This window comes from Sporosarcina sp. Y1011 (assembly GCF_057669885.1).
Genome location: NZ_JBYHFP010000003.1, coordinates 245,042 through 263,835, shown reverse-complemented (window position 1 = coordinate 263,835; position 18,794 = coordinate 245,042). Strand labels below are relative to the sequence as shown.

The 18,794-nt window shown below is 41.1% G+C and carries 21 protein-coding genes; 14 read left to right on the top strand and 7 right to left on the bottom strand.

The features are described 5' to 3' along the window. Positions 1 to 35: 35 nt before the first annotated feature. Both ytvI and AC25Y5_RS05525 read right to left on the bottom strand, forming a co-directional pair. The gene (gene ytvI, locus AC25Y5_RS05530; RefSeq protein ID WP_488139451.1) at positions 36 to 1,094 is read right to left on the bottom strand and encodes a sporulation integral membrane protein YtvI; all 1,059 of its coding nucleotides are present in this window, start codon (positions 1,092 to 1,094) and stop codon (positions 36 to 38) included. Positions 1,095 to 1,227: 133 nt separating this feature from the next. After that, positions 1,228 to 1,593 carry a YugN family protein gene (locus tag AC25Y5_RS05525; protein WP_482100329.1) on the bottom strand — a complete coding sequence of 122 codons (366 nt, stop codon included), beginning with the start codon at positions 1,591 to 1,593 and terminating at the stop codon, positions 1,228 to 1,230. A gap of 174 nt (positions 1,594 to 1,767) precedes the next feature. Here AC25Y5_RS05525 and AC25Y5_RS05520 point away from each other — a divergent pair, with 174 nt between their 5' ends. After that, positions 1,768 to 2,895 (top strand): CAP domain-containing protein, encoded by a 1,128-nt coding sequence (locus AC25Y5_RS05520; RefSeq protein WP_488139450.1) that lies wholly within the window; start codon positions 1,768 to 1,770, stop codon positions 2,893 to 2,895. A 13-nt stretch (positions 2,896 to 2,908) separates the two neighbouring features. Here the strand turns inward: AC25Y5_RS05520 and AC25Y5_RS05515 are convergent, their stop codons facing one another. Beyond that, a complete protein-coding gene (locus tag AC25Y5_RS05515; protein WP_488139449.1) occupies positions 2,909 to 3,640 on the bottom strand; it encodes an amino acid kinase family protein in 732 nt (243 codons plus the stop codon). Positions 3,641 to 3,750: 110 nt separating this feature from the next. Between AC25Y5_RS05515 and AC25Y5_RS05510 the strand changes: the two genes are divergently transcribed. Both AC25Y5_RS05510 and AC25Y5_RS05505 read left to right on the top strand, forming a co-directional pair. Next, the gene (locus AC25Y5_RS05510) at positions 3,751 to 5,190 is read left to right on the top strand and encodes a UDP-N-acetylmuramoyl-L-alanyl-D-glutamate--2,6-diaminopimelate ligase (RefSeq protein WP_488139448.1); all 1,440 of its coding nucleotides are present in this window, start codon (positions 3,751 to 3,753) and stop codon (positions 5,188 to 5,190) included. 57 nt (positions 5,191 to 5,247) lie between these two features. Further along, on the top strand, positions 5,248 to 5,688 hold the full coding sequence (locus tag AC25Y5_RS05505) for a YlbF/YmcA family competence regulator (protein ID WP_488139447.1): 441 nt from the start codon (positions 5,248 to 5,250) through the stop codon (positions 5,686 to 5,688). Positions 5,689 to 5,765: 77 nt separating this feature from the next. Here the strand turns inward: AC25Y5_RS05505 and AC25Y5_RS05500 are convergent, their stop codons facing one another. After that, positions 5,766 to 6,680, bottom strand: a complete 915-nt coding sequence (locus AC25Y5_RS05500) for a glycerophosphodiester phosphodiesterase family protein (protein ID WP_488139446.1) — start codon at positions 6,678 to 6,680, stop codon at positions 5,766 to 5,768. Between the two features lie 203 nt (positions 6,681 to 6,883). Here AC25Y5_RS05500 and AC25Y5_RS05495 point away from each other — a divergent pair, with 203 nt between their 5' ends. Further along, positions 6,884 to 7,156, top strand: coding sequence for a YlbG family protein (locus tag AC25Y5_RS05495; protein WP_482100335.1), 273 nt, complete (start codon positions 6,884 to 6,886; stop codon positions 7,154 to 7,156). 2 nt (positions 7,157 to 7,158) lie between these two features. On the opposite strand, the gene AC25Y5_RS05490 is transcribed toward AC25Y5_RS05495, so the two are convergent. Next, positions 7,159 to 7,554, bottom strand: a complete 396-nt coding sequence (locus tag AC25Y5_RS05490) for a DUF7147 family protein (RefSeq protein WP_488139445.1) — start codon at positions 7,552 to 7,554, stop codon at positions 7,159 to 7,161. A 95-nt stretch (positions 7,555 to 7,649) separates the two neighbouring features. Here AC25Y5_RS05490 and AC25Y5_RS05485 point away from each other — a divergent pair, with 95 nt between their 5' ends. The 3 genes from AC25Y5_RS05485 to coaD are packed head-to-tail and all read left to right on the top strand — an operon-like array spanning position 7,650 to position 10,137. After that, the gene (locus AC25Y5_RS05485; protein WP_488139444.1) at positions 7,650 to 9,089 is read left to right on the top strand and encodes a hypothetical protein; all 1,440 of its coding nucleotides are present in this window, start codon (positions 7,650 to 7,652) and stop codon (positions 9,087 to 9,089) included. Next, positions 9,086 to 9,643, top strand: a complete 558-nt coding sequence (gene rsmD, locus AC25Y5_RS05480) for a 16S rRNA (guanine(966)-N(2))-methyltransferase RsmD (RefSeq protein WP_488139443.1) — start codon at positions 9,086 to 9,088, stop codon at positions 9,641 to 9,643. The genes AC25Y5_RS05485 and rsmD overlap by 4 nt, the downstream gene beginning before the upstream one ends. Further along, positions 9,643 to 10,137, top strand: coding sequence for a pantetheine-phosphate adenylyltransferase (gene coaD, locus AC25Y5_RS05475; protein WP_488139442.1), 495 nt, complete (start codon positions 9,643 to 9,645; stop codon positions 10,135 to 10,137). The genes rsmD and coaD overlap by 1 nt, the downstream gene beginning before the upstream one ends. Positions 10,138 to 10,200: 63 nt before the next feature. Here the strand turns inward: coaD and AC25Y5_RS05470 are convergent, their stop codons facing one another. Continuing rightward, positions 10,201 to 11,079, bottom strand: coding sequence for a hypothetical protein (locus AC25Y5_RS05470; protein ID WP_488139441.1), 879 nt, complete (start codon positions 11,077 to 11,079; stop codon positions 10,201 to 10,203). Positions 11,080 to 11,235: 156 nt separating this feature from the next. Here AC25Y5_RS05470 and AC25Y5_RS05465 point away from each other — a divergent pair, with 156 nt between their 5' ends. Next, the gene (locus tag AC25Y5_RS05465; protein ID WP_482100341.1) at positions 11,236 to 12,282 is read left to right on the top strand and encodes a SepM family pheromone-processing serine protease; all 1,047 of its coding nucleotides are present in this window, start codon (positions 11,236 to 11,238) and stop codon (positions 12,280 to 12,282) included. 4 nt (positions 12,283 to 12,286) lie between these two features. On the opposite strand, the gene AC25Y5_RS05460 is transcribed toward AC25Y5_RS05465, so the two are convergent. After that, a complete protein-coding gene (locus tag AC25Y5_RS05460) occupies positions 12,287 to 13,516 on the bottom strand; it encodes a nucleotidyltransferase (RefSeq protein ID WP_488139440.1) in 1,230 nt (409 codons plus the stop codon). Between the two features lie 117 nt (positions 13,517 to 13,633). Between AC25Y5_RS05460 and AC25Y5_RS05455 the strand changes: the two genes are divergently transcribed. The 6 genes from AC25Y5_RS05455 (at position 13,634) to AC25Y5_RS05430 (ending at position 18,779) form a co-directional block, all read left to right on the top strand. After that, on the top strand, positions 13,634 to 14,167 hold the full coding sequence (locus tag AC25Y5_RS05455) for a YceD family protein (RefSeq protein ID WP_482100343.1): 534 nt from the start codon (positions 13,634 to 13,636) through the stop codon (positions 14,165 to 14,167). A 23-nt stretch (positions 14,168 to 14,190) separates the two neighbouring features. Further along, positions 14,191 to 14,364 (top strand): 50S ribosomal protein L32, encoded by a 174-nt coding sequence (gene rpmF, locus AC25Y5_RS05450; RefSeq protein WP_067211505.1) that lies wholly within the window; start codon positions 14,191 to 14,193, stop codon positions 14,362 to 14,364. A 205-nt stretch (positions 14,365 to 14,569) separates the two neighbouring features. Next, a complete protein-coding gene (locus AC25Y5_RS05445) occupies positions 14,570 to 15,328 on the top strand; it encodes an enoyl-CoA hydratase/isomerase family protein (RefSeq protein WP_488139439.1) in 759 nt (252 codons plus the stop codon). A 217-nt stretch (positions 15,329 to 15,545) separates the two neighbouring features. Then, complete coding sequence (locus tag AC25Y5_RS05440) at positions 15,546 to 16,907, top strand: acetyl-CoA carboxylase biotin carboxylase subunit (RefSeq protein WP_488139438.1); 1,362 nt, start codon at positions 15,546 to 15,548, stop codon at positions 16,905 to 16,907. Next, positions 16,904 to 17,119: an acyl-CoA carboxylase biotin carboxyl carrier protein subunit gene (locus tag AC25Y5_RS05435; protein ID WP_482100347.1), complete on the top strand. Its 216-nt coding sequence runs from the start codon at positions 16,904 to 16,906 to the stop codon at positions 17,117 to 17,119. The genes AC25Y5_RS05440 and AC25Y5_RS05435 overlap by 4 nt, the downstream gene beginning before the upstream one ends. 109 nt (positions 17,120 to 17,228) lie before the next feature. Then, positions 17,229 to 18,779 (top strand): acyl-CoA carboxylase subunit beta, encoded by a 1,551-nt coding sequence (locus AC25Y5_RS05430; RefSeq protein WP_488139437.1) that lies wholly within the window; start codon positions 17,229 to 17,231, stop codon positions 18,777 to 18,779. The last annotated feature ends 15 nt before the right edge of the window (positions 18,780 to 18,794 follow it).

Genomic DNA, 18,794 nt, shown 5'->3' with positions numbered 1-18,794 from the left:
CATATAGTGATTTCGTGTTTTTTAGTTTCACCTATTTAAATTCTAAAATTCATTTTGATGAACCCGGCTTCACGTGCTGTTGTAAACAATATGACTACTAATGGACCGATAAAAAATCCGAGGAAGCCGAACAACTTCAACCCGATGAACATCGCAATTAGTGTGGGGAGCGGTGCTAACCCAATTTGTGAACCCATTACCTTTGGTTCCACAATTCGTCTTATTACTAGTAGGATAACTGCTAAAATAGCCAATTGTGTCGCTGTTGCTACATCTCCACTAATGAATAGATACATCGACCAGGGTGCAAGTATAAGGATTGAACCAAGAATTGGAATGATATCAATAAACCAAATGACAAGTGACATGACAACTGCATACTTAGGAATAATCAGGAGTAGACCGACAAATGTAACCGCCAGAATGATTAAGCTGACTAATAGCTGCGCTTTCAAAAATCCAAATATAGCTGAGTTAAGACGTGTAATCATAAACCGCACTTTTTCTGCCGTTGACGTTGTTAGGTGCCTAAACAACATTTTTCTTAATTCGGGAAGTTCAAGCATAAATAGGAATAAAGCTATGATGAAGACTGAAAAACTGACAAGGAAGTTTGGAATTTCAGCCATAAGTGACATAATCCTCTCGTAGTTCAGAAAATCGAGTATCGATTTACGGATCGAATCGAATATATTCTTAAATTCTTTCTGAACAGATATAACGACTTCATCAGGCATTCCTGAGGTATATTGTAATAGCTTACTTTGAACGTCAATCCATACACCCGACAACGAATTGAAATAGTCAGGTGCTGCTTTTGTGAAATCAATAATTTTACCAAACAATTGAGTAACCGTGTAGTAGAGCAAAATAGTAATAATTGCGAGGGTAAACATAAAGACAGTTATGACTGATACTTTACGATTCCACTTGAACTTCTTTTCAGTCATTTTGACGATAGGTTCAATTATCAATGCTATCAGTAGTGCGAAGATGATTGGCAACGAAACGGGTAGGATAATAATGGAAGTCAAGGTGATGAGGATAAGACTTAGTATTATGATGAAATTACGTTTTGTTAGCCATTTTGACAACGGTCATTCCTCCAAAGTATTCGCTACTACAATTATAACCAAGACTTAGGTGATTGAGTAGTGAAAAAGTTTTGAATAATAGAGGACGAAAAAAGACCGAAGAACTTTAAGTTCTTCGGCCTCTGCAATAAAATTATTTTTTTACATTGAAAGGTTCAAGTTCAGCACTTACTGCTTTTAATGTTGCGATACAGTCCTTAATGAGACTTGCAGGGAAATGCTCTCCTTCGCCGTACTCAACGCCGTGCGGATAATAATGTTTACCCACAACTGGTTTTTTTAGAATCATAGTTGCTTCGCGTGTATCTACATCACCATCAGTTGTGTAACTGAATACGCGCAAATAGTATGTACCTTCTTTAAGCGTATACTTCTTATCAAATGTCGCTCGTTCGTAGTCCCATTGTCCTGCACGGACAAGATCGTGTTTTAACATAATTTCGTCAAGTATTGATAAGTCGGTTACAATATTTTCAATGCCTGTATCCTCAATATACATAGTTTATATCCTCCTCATATATCGTCCAGCCAATTCCCTATACCTATTTATAATAGAACAAATCACTGACAGTTGCAATGACAACATTGTGTCAAGAAGTGAATGACTTAGAATTAGACGTACCTCGCTTTTTTTATCGCTTTGATGAAGTATAATGAATAGAGCAACTCATTTATGGAATCAGCTAGAAATGAAATGACTGAACTACCGATTAGGAAAGAAGGGCGAAAAATGAAAGTTCTTTGGAAAATAATACTTCTACTCATCATCGTCCTATTGGTATTTTATATTTTAGATGATGGAGTGAAAGAGAATGAACCGCTTGAATCACCAGTGAAACACGGAACGGCCATACCGATCCCCGGAAAAGGTGAAGGGGTTTCAATGAATCAGGCAGCAAGACCTGAATCTGGCATATCTCAGTATGTCGGTAAAGGTGTAGATAGGCTAATCGAAAAGATTGGTGAACCGGACAGGATTGAACCATCCGATTATGGGTACGATTGGTGGATTTATGACCAAGGTGTGCAATTAATGGTCGGAGTAATAGGTGAAAAAGTGAACCAGATATACTCAGCTGATTCATCTTCTGATGTTGAACCTTTTGAACTCGGTCAAGACGTAAAAGACATTTACAGGTTTACGATAGTTGAATCAGAAGTAAGTGTGCACACGGGTGAAAGTGTTTATACGTTTACATTGAATGGTGAGGATATAAAAAATAGGTTACTCATTGCTTATGAAGGTGTCTATGCACAACTCTACTTTGACGGGATTGACGGTGAACTGGAGGCTGTGCGCTTTATAGATCCACATACACTTGTCCTCCATCAACCTTATGATATGACCTATATGGGTGAAATTGTAAGTGCGGATCATCCTTCATCCACAATGCAGATAGAAGTGGACCGTGCTATGGAACGACAACTTTATGAATTAACAAACCTTTATAGAAAAAATCATGGTATAAGTGAAGTGGAAAGCGACTATGAACTGACACAAGTTGCTAGAAAGCATAGCGAGGATATGGCGCTTGAAAATTACTTTTCCCATGAATCCCCAGTGACTGGAAATCTTGCGGATAGGTTGAAAGAAGCGGAAATTGAGCATCGTAAAGCACGTGAAAATATAGCTTTTAACTATGTGGATGCGATTGAGGCGGTGCATGGTTGGCTCAATTCGCCTGCCCACCGAAGTGTATTGCTTGAAAAAGATGTAACAAATCTTGGAACAGGTGCATATGGAAAATATTACACACAAGTTTTGGTTCGTATGACTGATGAAGAAAAAAGGCAGCAGTAAATTTTATTGCTGCCTAAGGCAAAACCCATGTACCTGATTCTGTACCAGCGATACCTCTTATATATAGGGGTATCGCTGTTTTCATTGCATGGAGCGCCGCACGTTTTTGTATAATTGGTCTTTCACAATCCAGCAGGGGAATGAATTCCTCCAACTTTAGCGAGTCTAGTTTAATAGGGTTTTTCGCCTCGCGTGGATCGTCGGTCATGACGCCGGGGACATCTTTAAAGAATTCTACATGAGATGCTTGGAGTGCAGCAGCAAGGGCAATGGCAGACAAATCGCTTCCGCCTCTTCCAAGTGTCATCGTCTGCCCATTCTCAGCAACTCCTTGAAAACCTGGAATGATTACACAACGGGTCATTTTTAGGTTTTGTCGAATCGACGTAGTATCAATCGCACTAATCATTCCATCGCCATAGACACCCGTTGTCATTATGCCTGCCCGTGTACCATGAAGAACTGTGTTTTCTACACCAGCCTGCTCTAGCTCGGCAGACAACACCGCTGCCGCTATGAGCTCGCCACAAGATGCGACGAGGTCGCTAGCGGCTGTCGTGGGTAAAAAGGCATCCGTCAGTTGAAGTAGGCTGTCCGTCGAGTAAGGATCACCATAACGACCGATTGCAGAAACGACAATAACAATGTCGCCATATTCATGCAATCCAGCTTTTATATGGTTAATGCAATTCAATCTCATTTTCTTGTCTTTCATTGCTATCCCGCCAAATTTTTGAACGATCATAAGGCTCCCAACTTTCTTCGTGACGTTCATTGAGTTCTCTTCATACGATAAAGTATGTTCGCTCTCAATATATTCGTTTTCATAGAAAAATGTTCGGGAAGGGGAGACTGGTGCTGTTATTAACGGAGCTTCTAAAAGACTGGCCTTGTACAGTCAGCGGCGGCGAACTTAGGACTGTGGTCACGGGAATTACTGAAAACTCTTTACAAGTAAAAAAAGGCTACATCTTTGTTGCGCGGGAAGGTGTTTATTATGATGGAGCGTCATATATTGAAAAGGCTATAAGACAAGGCGCGACGGCTATTGTTATAGATCGAACGAATTTGACTGAAATTCCAGCCGGGACAGTTAGTATCGTTGTCCCCGATTGTAAAACTTTTATGTCGCATGCCAGTGCACGACTAGCTGGTAATCCCGCGGAACGTATGAAGGTAATAGCTGTGACGGGAACCAATGGGAAGACTACAGTCACGCATTTCATCGGTCAATTATTGAAAGGTCTAGGGGAAAAAGCGGCCGTCATAGGAACAACAGGCATTTTTGTCGATGGTGTTTACAGGGAGTATGAAGGACCAAAAATGACAACGTTACCAGCGGAATATCTTCATCCTTTGTTAAAAAAATGTGAAATAGAAGGTGTCACTCATATTGTTCTTGAGGCATCTTCACTAGGGTTATCCACAAATCGCTTAGACCATTGTGAAATCGATATTGGCTTATTGTTAAACGTGGGAACTGACCATTATGAGGAGCATGGTGGAAAGTCATCCTACATCAATGCAAAGAAGCGCTTAATCCGAATGGCGGAAACGATGATTGTTAATCAGGATGATGAACAATGTATGGAAATGGCTAAGAATAGTACGACTCCGATTATTTACTTTGGAACAACTACTTCAGCAGATGTCCGAGTACCGGAACTGAAAATGAACCCTGTCGTTCCAGGTCACTATAATCGCATGAATGCATTAGCCGCTATCAGTGCGCTCCTTGTCTTAGGTTACACTTTAGATGAGATTGTACCGCACTGTAACGCGCTTCAACTCCCAGAAGGTAGATTGCAACTAGTAGAGCGTGATGGTGTAAAGGTCTATATTGACTATGCGCATACACCTGATGCACTGGAATCAGTATTAAAGACATTATCCAATTCATGTTATGGAAAATTAATAACTGTTTTTGGTTGTGGAGGACAACGGGATAAAGGGAAACGAGCTTTGATGGGAGAACTCGCTGTTTTGTATTCATCCAGTGTTATTGTTACTTCTGATAATCCCCGAAATGAAGATCCACTGACGATTATAAGGGACATTATGGAAGGGTTTGGAGGAGATTGTTCTGCGATTGAAGCGGTACTTGATCGTAAATATGCGATTCGGAAAGCGATTTTTTGTGCGGCTCCGGGAGATGTCGTTCTAATTGCTGGGAAAGGTCATGAGAAAACACAGCACACTCCTGAAGGTATAATTCCATTTTCCGATTTCGATGAGGCAAAGCGGGCTCTTTCTGAAAAAACATTTCTGGATATTAAAGAAATGGAAATAGAATAGGTGCATGCATGCCTTTTCATCTGGTATGATAAGCTGTGAGTGGAGGGGATTATTCATATGATGACAGACGAATGGATCACCATCATTGAACATGCCGAAGAACTGACTGAAATGCTTCTCGCTTCAGAAGTGGTGGCAAGTTACCGAAAAGCTTACGATGAAGTTTATTCGGATGCCGACCTGGTGAAGACGATTGAAGAGTTCACCATCATGAAGGAACGATATGAGGAAGTCCAACGATTCGGGAGATATCATCCGGATTATAATATAGTAATGAAAAGTATCCGTGTTCAAAAAAGAGCACTCGATATGAATGACCGGGTAGCGGAACTCCGTTTGACCGAAAATGATGTGCAATATGTACTTGACGAAATCGGTTCCATCATTGCAAAATCGGTGTCAGATGAAGTAAAAGTTCCGGCCGGTAGCGCATTCTTTTCAGATTCTTCATGTGGTGGAAGCTGTGGAACCGGTGGAGGCTGCTCGTGTTCAGCATAAGAGGATACAGGATTTCAAGCTTTACAACAAAAGAGAGGTTGCCTGAATGTCATTGACATTCAAGCAACCTCTTTTTTTTAGGATGAACTTACATTATCTTGCATAATTTCCATTGCAATAGTAGGGGTGTCTGTTATGAAACCCGCCGCTCCTGCATGAAGGAGTTTGATAATTGAATCTTTATCAGAAACGCCTTCAAAATAAACGGGTACGTTAATGTCTGTTAGAAAGTTGATAAAACCTTCAGTTCCAAGGGGAAATACGCCGAGCTTTTCAGGAATCCGAAAAAAGTCTGCACGTGGACTGTAAAGATGACCAAATTTACTTGTGAAAGCAGCATATGCTTTTTTCACTTCAATCTCACCTGCACCAGTAGCTACCCTGTTTTGAGCATACAAATTAAACCTGTCCGTCTGTTCATCATAAGGACTTGTCACAGCTACACAGTCTTTTGCATCTAGTTCTTCGAGAAGTCTCCAAAGTTTCGATGGCATAAGGCTGCCTTCGTACATGTCTGGCGAATCTTTAAGATTGATGGCAATCAACATATGCGGAAACTGTTGGATTAATTCTCGCAAAGTTAGGATTACCTCACCCTTACCACGATAGGGATGTTGCCCAGCATCGTCCTCAAATCGATAGCCCGCATCGGCTAATTTCAATTCGCTTAGTGTATAATCAGCAACTCTTCCAGAAAAGTCCGTAGTTCTATCTGTAAATTCATCATGGAAGACAATAATCTCTTCGTCTTTTGTTAGCCGAATATCTACTGCAAATCCATGTACACCGAGTGCGGCTGAATTAGAAAATGCAGTTAATGTATTTTCAGGGGCTTCGGAAAGTCCTCCCCGATGAGCTAAAATAACGGGTTTATCAAAAGCGAGCGCTTTCTTACCTTCACGAGGTACTGGTTTTGCGACAACTTTAGAAGCGGCCCAAGCAGCAACTCCTGCTGCACCTACTGTAAGAGCCACATTTGTTTTTCTACCCATTCATGAACCTCCTAATTAAATAAACTGTTTATGTTTTATAGACTCAAAGCACTATTCTGCGCCCCATGCTTATACTAATTATAATCCAAAAGATTGACGTTGTCAGCAATGTTCAGTGGCTGTCAAGCGCCTTTCGCTTTTCTTTTGTTGCAGCCCATTTCTCTACTATGGTATTGTATGGGTTAGGAAAAGAGGGGAAATCTATGATTGATCGTCAAGGAATCATTGTTTATCTTCATCATTTAAAACAAGCAAAATCATTTCGGAAATATGGTCACGTCCATTATATATCACGAACGATGAAGTATGTCGTTCTGTATTGCAATATGGAGGATGTCGACACGGTTATGGGTAAAATAGAACGTCTACCATCCGTGAAAAAAGTTCTTCCGTCCTATCGACCGTTTGTGAAAACGGAATTTGAAAATACTAAACCTGATAGGGCGAAAGAATACGATTATAAAACCGGTTTGTAAAATTATCGTAACGGAGGAAGCAACTTGTTAATGCGAAGAATTCCAGTCGCATATTGAAAGAATAACTCAGGTTCTGCAAATTCTGAAGAGTTTTTCAACTCGATATAGACAGGTATACTACCAGCCTTTTCCGCTGTTTCTTCAAAGAGTACTCTTCTTTTTGACTTGTCGTTATCCTTTTGTATAATTCCTTCTCTACAAATATAAACGGGCATGAACTGACTATCATTTGCGGGCTCGAAGGCTGCTGCAAGAGAAAGCGCATGGCCTAAAGGCGTTTCTGAGGATAAGATAAACGTCTTATGCAGACGGCCTCTATTTGTATTGATCAACTCGCATAATTCATACACATCTCCATAACCCTGACCAAGCTCTATGAATCGCTGATTAAGTATCATAATCACCACTACCTTTCCAAATACGTAAATCTAGACTTATCATACCATTATGGATGCACGGGCGCATTCATCAATTCATTCTGCGGGGTGTAGATTTGAAAATTATTGCAAGAATTATACTCATTCTGCTAAGTGTGAATGGTCTTCTCGTTTATATGCATTATTATCTATCGGCAGGAGCAAATTCAGAAGAAACGAGTGCTTCAACTTATTCACAAGAGATTGAAGTAATCAATCGGTCGGATGCACTCGTAGTTCGTCATAACTTTAGTGGTTTATCAAATAAAAGGCATGAAATTATTTGGCCAGAAGAAAGTGTTAATCGTACATGTTATCTATCAGACGCAATGTCATGTAATCGGTTAGACGAAAACACCACAGCCTTTCTTGAAGGGGAAAATGACAGACAGTCCATTTCCTATGAAATACCCAAAAAAGGCCAAATGAAAAAGAATGCCTTGTTCAAAGAACCATTTACTGCGCTCTACGGCTCTTCGGTATCGTTCACATTATTTCATATGACCGATGAAACTGGGATTGGTGGATTATGGGTGAACGGTCTCGAGCGCGTAGGCACAAAAGAAATGACGTCTATCGATTATGCATTATACCGAGGATCTGGCGGGGTTACGGATTTATATTGGCAGAAAAATAGATTGCCTCTTCTCTATGCCGGGGATAGGTTGTCTGTTTTTGGAAAAGGCGTTGATGTCAAGATGCTTGGTGATGTGGATTTAGCTCTTAAATCGATTGATGCAGACCACTCGACGGTTGTAATTGACAACACTAACCCAACTGTTCACTCCGCAAGGTTCGTTATTTCAGAAAATACAGATGCGGAAAAAGTATCAGACCGCTTTCTGACGGCAGCGATGTATAATCGATTTATCATTCCGGATAAAGAACGTCTGACAGCTGAATTGGCGGCTTCCATTCTTTCGGGAAAGGCCGCGGGTTCGACTACATCACGTAAACTGTATCAGACCCTAAGTGAATCGATGAGCGCCGAAGAACTCGAAACATTTAAAGGGCTTTTAAAGGACATGGTGGGACAAGAAATCGATGCAACCGTTTTGGATAGGCTTGCTGGTAAGGCAACAGGATTTAAGATATCTTATTTCAATAGGAATATTGAAGAGAGTGTATCGAGTTATCCGTTTTTAATAGAAGATTCGCGTAAGATCCATTTTGAAGGTAGCGCTTTTTCAGACATTCAAATCATTTTGAAGGACGAAAAAACCCTCTATCCCGCTAAAAAGATATTAAGTCTCGCAGGTTATAAAGTTACTTCGAATGATAGATCCATTTATATTGAAAATGGAATTAGGAAATTCAGATTTCCGAAGAATGATCTTTTTTACGTTTATAATGAACATAAATATGATTTCGTAACGATGCCTTTTGAAGTGCGGGAAGACGATTTTTATTTCGAGGAAAATTGGTTTAAACGATTGTTCCTTCTCAGTATCGAGAAAACGGCTGACACAATCGATATCACCAGAATTTCGACACTGCTAGAGGAGGAAGACAATTGAGAATTATTGCAGGGACTAGAAAAGGTATTCCCTTGAAGTCCATTCAAGGAACAAGTACACGTCCGACATCCGATAAAGTGAAAGAATCCGTATTCAATATGATTGGTCCTTACTTTGATGGTGGGATTTCCGTTGAATTGTTTGGAGGCAGCGGATCCCTTTCTTTGGAGGCATTGTCGAGGGGAATAGATAAGGCATACATATTCGAAAAAAATACTAAGGCATGTGCGATGATCAAGGCCAATACGGAGAAATGCCGGTTCACGGAAGAATTACTTATTCAGCGTACAGACGCAAAAAATGCGGTTAAACTTTTGCTGACAAAAGAAGAGAAAGTGAAACTTCTTTTTATCGATCCTCCATACGCAGAAACGAAGTTTTATAATCTCGCTCAGGAATTTTCAGAAGCAGGTCTCCTAACTGAAAATGCTGTCATAGTATGTGAACATGATAAAAAATTTGGATTACCAGAAACATTTGGTATGTATCACAAAGTTAAGAGTTCAGTTTATGGAAATAGCGCTGTATCAATTTACGAGATGGAGGTTCAGTAATGTCTAGAATTGCGGTTGTTCCAGGGAGTTTTGATCCGCTGACAAATGGGCATCTTGATATTATCAAGAGAGCGGCCAGGGTTTTTGGGGATGTGAGAGTTGCAGTCATGAATAATTCATCGAAGAATTCACTTTTTACCGTTGATGAACGGGTGGCACTTATAGAGGAAGTGACAGCAGTTTTCCCGAATGTGAGAGTAGACTCTTCATCAGGATTACTTGTAGACTATGCAAAAAGTATAGGTGCATCTGCTATCATACGAGGATTAAGGGCTGTTTCCGATTTTGAATACGAAATGCAAATTACTTCAATGAACAGATATCTTGATGAAAGCATTGAAACGTTTTTCATCATGACAAACAATCAGTATTCATTCCTCAGTTCGAGTATGGTTAAAGAGGCAGCAAAATACGGCGGTTCCATTACAGGACTTGTGCCAATTCAAGTTGAAAAAGCATTGAAAACAAAGTACGAAGCATTGAAAATAAAGTAAGAAGCATAATTAAGTAATCAATGGTTATGATGAAATTATTATTTCATCATAACCATTTTGTGTTTAATACAAGAAATAGAAAATAACGGGAACTAGAATAACACTCCAGATTCGCCCAATAACGTATGGGGTCATTGAAAGAGAGCTTGACTTCGCGATTACAAAAACTTGCATGTGGATACTCAAACCATTCATGGAAATAATTGCTGCAATGAGAAATGGGAAAATGGGAAAACCATAAAAATGATCTGTTGCAGCTTGGACGCCTGATGTCATTTCAAAAATGGCCAATGCAAAGGTTTTTGCAATTCCCATCTCCACAGTAAATGCGGAAGTGAAAACGGTCGATAAAACAGTCCCAAGTGAGGAAAAGAAAATTACCGTAGTTGCGACGAGAACAATGATTGTAGAGCTTTCTTTAATAGCGTCAAGGAGGGGCATTCCTATAACTTTTTTTGGTAAATCCGTAGGTGGGATACCCGAATCGTCGCTTTGTGTCCGAAAAATGAGTGCTAGTAGAAAAAATGAGACATTTGCAATGTGAATGGCTATTAGCAATTTCCAACCGGAACTGATGTCACCAAAAAGTTCAGTTCCAACGAAACCAATGATAAACATCGGTCCTGGTGCATGACATATAGCTAAGAGTAAAGCGCTTTGCTTTTTCGATAGTTCCCCGTTCTTCATCATTTCAGTTACCGTTACGGCACCGACTGGGAAACCTCCGAAAGACCCCAGCACATATGCTTTCAAAAACCGTCTCCACTTTGGTACCTTTTTTGAATGACTAGGCATTTTTAAAAGCCATTGTGTCAAAATGATGTAGGGTAGTAAATACGGAAGTAGCGCATGGATAAATAACTGAGCACCGGCTACTGCCCCTGCGTGCGCTGTTCCCGGTTGCCAGATAAACAGTATGATTAATCCCCAAACAACAGTCAAATTTATAACTTGATAAAGGCGTACATGCTTTTCATCGATTATGTACTACGCTCCTTTTTGCTCTATTTATGAACAAAGGTTTTGCAAGTCTTTTTTTGGTGCTACACTTATATATATGTAATGGAAGTACAGGCTATTAACGGAGGTGTACGTAAATTGAAGAAGAAACGGTTCGGTTTAATCGGGGTAATGCTGGTAATCATAGCTATCTTGTTCATATATCCACTTGATTCTTATATTTCATCTCCGGGTGGTGCATATGACTTGGATCCACTTGTTGAAGTTGTAGGTGGAGATAAGGATGATGAAGGTACGTTTAGTCTTATGACGATTTCAGTGGCAAAAGCGACACCTGCTTCGTACGTCTTATCAAAATTTACGGATAACAGAAAGCTTCTTCCGGCGGAGAATGTTAGAAGAGAAGGCGAAAATGACAAGGAATATAACATTCGACAGAAGAAACTTATGACAGGTTCTCAATTCAATGCAATTACAGTTGCTTTTGATAAAGCTGAACTTCCTGTTGACATCCAATTTGATGGTGTTTTTGTTATGTCGGTTCTCGAAAAAGGAGCAGCAGATGGCATTTTGGAATTAGGAGATAAAATCCGTGAAGTTGATGGTGTGAAACTGAAGGAGTCGGGAGAGTTCTTTACGTTAATAGGTGAAAAGAAATTAGGCGATGAAGTAGCAATTTCATTGGAAAGGGACAAAAAGATGCTAGATGTCACTTTGACGTTAAAAGAGATTCCGGATAGTGACGGACGTGCAGGACTTGGTGTTCGTTTTGAAGAAGATCGAACACTTACAACCAATCCGGAAATCGATTTCAAAACGTCTAATATCGGTGGACCTTCAGCAGGACTGATGTTCACACTTGAAATCATGAATCAGTTGCTCGATGAAGATATGACGAAGGGTTACAATATCGCCGGAACGGGAGAGATGCTAGAAGATGGAACCGTGGGCCGAATTGGAGGAGCTGACTTTAAAGTCATTGCCGCATCCCGTGAAGATGTAGAAATATTCTTTGCGCCAGACGATGATTTGCCAGACGAAGTTAGAGAGGTAAATCCAGGGATAATGACAAATTATGAGGAAGCCGTAAAAATGGCAGAAAAAATCGGTACGAAAATGAAAATCGTACCGGTGAAAGATGTGGATGATGCACTTGAGTATTTAGCAACATTAGATGAAAAATGAACAATCACTTAATGATGATTGGGTGCGTCTTATAATCCATACCCATTTTAGAATGGAGCGTTCCTTTTCCAATTCCGAGCGCATACATATCGGATGCGTGACTATCGAAATCCAGAGAAGGATGTGAAAAGGCGGCTGCTTTGCTAACAAGAGGAAGCTTCAGCCTTTTTTTATGTTCATTCAAGTAAAGTCTCCCTGCAGAAGTCATACCAAGTAAGCGGAGATAGGCAGGCGCTTTCATTTCACTGCGTAAATTATACGTGAAGCCAGTAAATATATGCGTTAACATACGTTGTAAGCGAGTCCAGGTATAGCGTTTAGATTTAATTGCACTCATAAAGCCTTCAAACGTGCCGTTAATAGCTGCAGCGCGGTACAACAGATTCTCAATACCTTCTGTAACGTCCGCAATCTCCGCAAGACGTTTCGGTCCCTCACGTAAAATTGTGAATCGGAGCAGAGGATAGAATGACTGCCAGTTGCCGAAGAGTTGTCTCTCCTTTTTCCAACTGAGGAGGACTTCATGTGTTGAATCAGGAATAAAATCTACAACTGCATCAAGTGAATCAGTTTCGAAAAAAGACTTTCTGATACCTGTTGCACTTGCAATTTGGTTTCCGGCTACGGCGTCGTCATGATACTGAGCAACAATGCGTGGAATTGTTATTGCTGTCATGTTGGATCCTATAGCAGCTGCCGCTTCCATGTAATGAAAACCTAAAATATTATTTGGCTTTGAAAGGTCAGCAAGACCCCCGTCAAATGCGGAGGAATCAGCAACTGTTTGATATGCTTCATTTAGTGCTTTTGGATAACTGTTTCCACGTCCGACTGCTTCTTTAATTGTTTTTTCATAGTCCTCATTGGATTGTTGAATGAGGTGAAGACTTCTTTCAAAAGATTCAATTGCACCATCTTCACTGCCGAAGCAGAATGTACTGCACTGCGCGGCGTCTAGCAACTGTATGGCGCCGCGAGCGAAGGAAGGAGCATGAGAGGTTGCAAATGTATAAGGAAGCTCTAAAACGATGTCTACACCATTATTCAACGCCATGTTTGCACGCGCCCATTTATCGACAAAAGCCGGTTCACCACGCTGAAGAAAATTACCGCTCATGACCGCGATGACAATATCCGATTCAGTCATTTTTTTTGCCTGCTCTGCGTGGTAAAAATGTCCATTATGAAATGGGTTATATTCGACAATAATTCCTGAGGCTTTCAAAAGTATCACTCCTTTGCTACAATGAATATTAATTATACCTATGCGGCTGATGAAGTGACAAGAAAATATCTTGACATCCCTTTTCGCCCATTATATAATCAACATTGTTGTCTTGAGGTGATAGACATGAAATGGTCAATCAATCAATTGCAGAGATACAGACAAGGTGCGATGCCGCTTGACGAAGCTGTCGACCTTGAAACCGTGAAAAAACGGAATCCGGAAATCCGGAATATTACGCCTGTCCGAGTGACCGGAAGTTGTACAATCGGTTCCAAGAAATTGGTTTGCCGATTCCGGCTTGAAGGTACGATGACATTGCCCTGTTCACGAACATGGGAAGACGTTGAATTACCGTTCTCAATCGAGGCTGACGAACAGTTCAGCTGGGATGAAGAAGTTCTTGCAGCAGATGATGAAATTCATCCAATTGTAGGAGAGGTATTCGATCCGACCCCTGTATTTGAGGAGCTCGTCCTCCTTGAAGTGCCGCTGCAAATCTTCAGCGAAAAAGCTGCTGAGATGCAAGAGGCTGAAGGAAAAGGCTGGTCATTTACGACTGACGAGGTGTACAATGCCAGGCTCCGTGAGGAACTGGAAACGAAAGTGGATCCCAGACTTGCCGATTTGGCAAAGTTCTTTGAATCCAAGGACGAATAGGTGAACGTAAGGAGGTGCCCCAGATGGCTGTACCAAAAAGAAGAACATCCAAAACAGTTAAAAACAAGCGCCGTACGCATTATAAATTGCAAGTACCGGGAATGACTACTTGTACTAACTGTGGCGAAATCAAATTGGCCCACCGCATTTGTAAATCATGCGGTCATTACAAAGGAAAAGAAGTTGTAGGCGAATAAGTAAGATTTGCCTATAAAGGCTACCGTGAGACCATGGCTCTCGGTAGCCTTTTTTCTATACATAGAAATGCGGTTGGCGCCTGTAGCTAGACAACATAGAAATGCGTAAGACGCCGTCCAGGTCCGACAAGTATAAGATGAGTCTGGAAACTGTAGCTAGACAGTGTTAATATCAGAGGAATCAATTAACAATGGGGGAATGAATATGTCTTATAACATTACAACCGAAAATGGAATTGCGACATTTACAATCGACCGTCCGGAAAGGCGCAACGCCATTAACTATGCGGTCATGGAAGGTCTTGAACAATATCTTGATCAAATCGAGGGAGACCCGGATGTTGCATATGCAGTCATAACAGGGGCGGGTGACCGAGCATTCTGTTCGGGGGGAGACTTAACTGAGTTTCATGCTTTGCAAACGACAGATGAGGCTTACCCGATGTTAAGTAAAATGGCTGGCTTATTGTATAGGGTTGCTACATTGCCAATACCTGTCATTGCCCTCGTCAATGGAACGGCTGTAGGTGGCGGGTGTGAAATCGCGACAGCATGTGATTACAGAGTTGTCTCATCCTCAGTAAAAGCTGGTTTCATCCAAGGAACTCTGGCGATTACGACTGGTTGGGGTGGTGCGACATTATTGTTTGAGAAAGACGGTAAGCATGACCGTGTGTTGCGTCTGTTGTCTGAGGCTGAAGTGTTTACGGCCGACCAACTCCTTGAAGTGGGTTGGGCGACAGAAATTTATGGAGGTTCCGCTGAAGAAGGACTTGAACATTTCCTCACGAAGATGGCCACTGTTCATCCGTCTGTTCATCGAGCTTATAAGTCTATTGCCATACGAAAGTGGACAGCTGATTTTATGCGAGATCGAATGATTGAAGAGTCACGTCAATGTTCAATTCTCTGGGGGAGAGAAACGCATCACGAAGCAGTTGCTCATTTTTTAGCGAAAAAATAGAATGTTACATTTACCGCTCTACATGAATTATGCATGTGGGGCATTTTTTTGCAAAAGGGTGGATGCCCTTAATAAATGTTATAATTCTACTATTCTACAAAATATTAAATAGCAAGAAAATATGTTTTTTTCGGACAAAGGTTGAAATCGCTTTCATTCTTCGTATAAACTAAAGAAGGAATGTAAGTTCACTTCATAATAAGTCTGGGGGATTATAATGGATAAAATACTAATCGCGAATCGTGGGGAAATCGCTCTTAGAATCATAAAAACGTGCAAACGTCTCGGTATTAAAACTGTGGCGGTCTATTCGGAGGCTGACCAAGATATGCCCTTTGTAAAGGAAGCGGACGAGGCCTTCTTGTTGGGACCGGCGCAAGTTCAACAATCTTATTTGAAAGCGGACAAAATAATTGATATTGCATTACAAACCGGAGCAAAAGCCGTTCATCCCGGTTATGGACTGCTATCGGAAAACGCTGAATTCGCTCGTAAAGTTCAAGCGGCGGGAATTCGCTTCATAGGACCTGATGCAGATACAATTGACAAAATGGGAGATAAAATTGGTTCCCGAGTAACGATGAAAGCCGCAGGAGTACCAGTTGTACCTGGAACAGATGAGGGAATCGCTTCTTTGGAAGATGCAATTCAAGCGGCGGCAGATATTGGTTATCCAATCATGTTAAAAGCATCTGCAGGTGGCGGAGGGATCGGAATGATTCGCTGTGAAGATGAGCAAGCGCTCAGTCAACATTTTCAATCCGTAAAAACACGTGCAAAAGCATACTTCGGAGATGATGTTGTTTTTCTTGAAAAATTCATTTCTGATGCACGCCATGTTGAAGTACAAATATTCGGTGATAATTACGGAAACGTTGTCCATATGTATGAACGGAATTGCTCAGTTCAGCGGCGCAATCAGAAAGTAATTGAAGAATCACCTTCACCGCATTTACCCGAAGAAACGCGCAATCGCCTTTTTAAAGCTGCAGTTGACGCCGGGAAAGCAGTTTCCTATAAGAACGCTGGAACTGTCGAGTTTATTGTCGATGAAAACAATGAACTCTACTTCCTTGAAATGAATACTAGACTACAAGTTGAACATCCTGTGACTGAAAAAGTGACTGGATTTGACCTAGTTGAATGGCAAATTGAAATTGTTAAAGGGAATGAATTGCCCGTCATTAATCAGGATGAAATCAAGTCGAAGGGGCATGCAATCGAATTCCGTATTTATGCGGAAGATCCGGTTAAGTTTATGCCTTCACCAGGAACGATTAACAAGTTGGATTGGGGAAATACGGAGGGAATCCGCATTGACTCCGGATATATCGAAGGCGGCAAAGTGACACCATTTTATGATCCACTCATATCTAAAGTAATCGTTCATGCACAAACGAGGGCAGAAGCGATTCAGAAATCTGAAGAATTTTTTTCTAAAGTGAAAATTGAAGGCTTAAAAACGAATATACCGCTATTCAATAACTTCCTTAAATCTGAAGAATTTAATTCAGGTGATTATTCAACATCCGTTTTAACTACGTGGAGCGCAAAACAAAAGGAGGAAATAACAAAATGACGGCATTAAAATCAACGATGGCAGGCACGGTGTTTACAGTAAACGCGGCAGTGGGCGAAGAAGTAACGGCAGGACAAGTAATTATCGTACTTGAATCGATGAAGATGGAAATTCCAATTGAAACAGAAATAGCTGGGAAAATTACAGAGATAAAAGTACAAGTCGGCGATTTCGTAAATGAAGAAGATGTTCTTGCAACAATCGAAGCATAGTAAAGCTACAGGCGCCGCCTGCAGCTGGATCGCATAGAAACGCAGAAGATGCTTGTAGCTTGAAACAAGGGGAAATGGGTAAAAACGCTCGACGAAAGGGGTATTATAAATGACTAAAATTACAGAACAGCCAGCTTACAATGAGAAACTTGAAGAGAAATTGCAAGGGATTTTTGCTGGGGGACAACCGAAATATCATGAGAAATTAAAAGAACAGAACAAAATCTTTGTTCGTGATCGTCTCGAGCTTCTGTTTGACGATGGGGAATATACAGAAGACGGCAGGTTTGCTAACTGTGAGGCAGGAGATTTGCCGGCAGATGGCGTCGTGACGGCGATGGGGAAAGTGAATGGCCAGACAGTCTGTGTTATGGCAAATGATTCTACAGTTAAAGCAGGGTCATGGGGAGCCCGTACTGTTGAAAAAATTATTCGTATACAGGAAATTGCTGAAAAAAACCGTGTACCGATGCTATATCTCGTAGATTCAGCAGGTGCTCGTATTACAGACCAGCTTGATATGTTCCCGAACCGTCGCGGTGCAGGGAAAATATTCCACAATCAAGTGCGACTGTCAGGTTTCATTCCGCAAATTTGTATTTTGTTTGGTCCTTCTGCTGCAGGTGGTGCGTATATACCGGCATTTTGCGATATTGTTATTATGGTGGAAGGCAACGCATCAATGTATTTGGGCTCACCGCGAATGGCTGAAAAGGTCATCGGTGAAAAAGTGACATTGGAAGAAATGGGCGGGGCACGCATGCATTGCTCAGTGAGCGGTTGTGGTGACGTTCTTGCGGAAAATGAAGAGCAAGCAATTTCAGAAGCCCGTCGTTACTTATCGTTTTTCCCAGCGAACTTCACGGAGAAACCCGCATTGAAAGAAGCTGTGGAAGCAAAAGTTGGACGGACGCTTGAAGCAATTATTCCAGAAAACCAAAATGCACCGTTCGATATGTATGAGGCGATTGATGCATTGATTGATGAAGGAAGTTATTTTGATATCAAAAAACTTTTTGCTGGTGAAATAATAACTGGTTTGGCCAGAATCGAGGGGCAGCCAGTCGGAATCATTGCCAATCAGCCGAAAGTGAAAGGCGGAGTGCTGTTTGTTGACTCTGCAGACAAAGCTACAAAGTTTATTAATCTTTGTGATGCTTTCTCAATTCCGCTTTTATTCTTAGCTGATGTACCTGGCTTTATGATTGGAACAAAAGTTGAGCGTGCAGGAATCATCCGTCATGGTGCGAAATTGATTATGGCAATGAGTTCGGCGACTGTTCCAAAAATATCTGTAATTGTTCGTAAAGCTTATGGAGCGGGTCTCTATGCAATGGCGGGTCCTGCATTCGAACCAGATGTCTGTATCGCTTTACCCACAGCTCAAATTGCAGTCATGGGGCCTGAAGCTGCGGTCAATGCAGTCTATTCAAATAAAATCGAAGCGATTGAAGATCCGAAAGAACGACTTGCATTCGTGTTGGAAAAACATAATGAGTATAAAGAAGAAATTGATATTTATAAGATGGCATCTGAACTCATCATCGATGAAATTGTAGCGCCATCCAGTCTAAGAGGTGTACTTGCGGATAGATTCCGTTTCTACAGTACAAAAGATATTCCTCAACCACCAAGAAAACATCCAGTGTATCCTGTATAATCAGATAAAGAACAA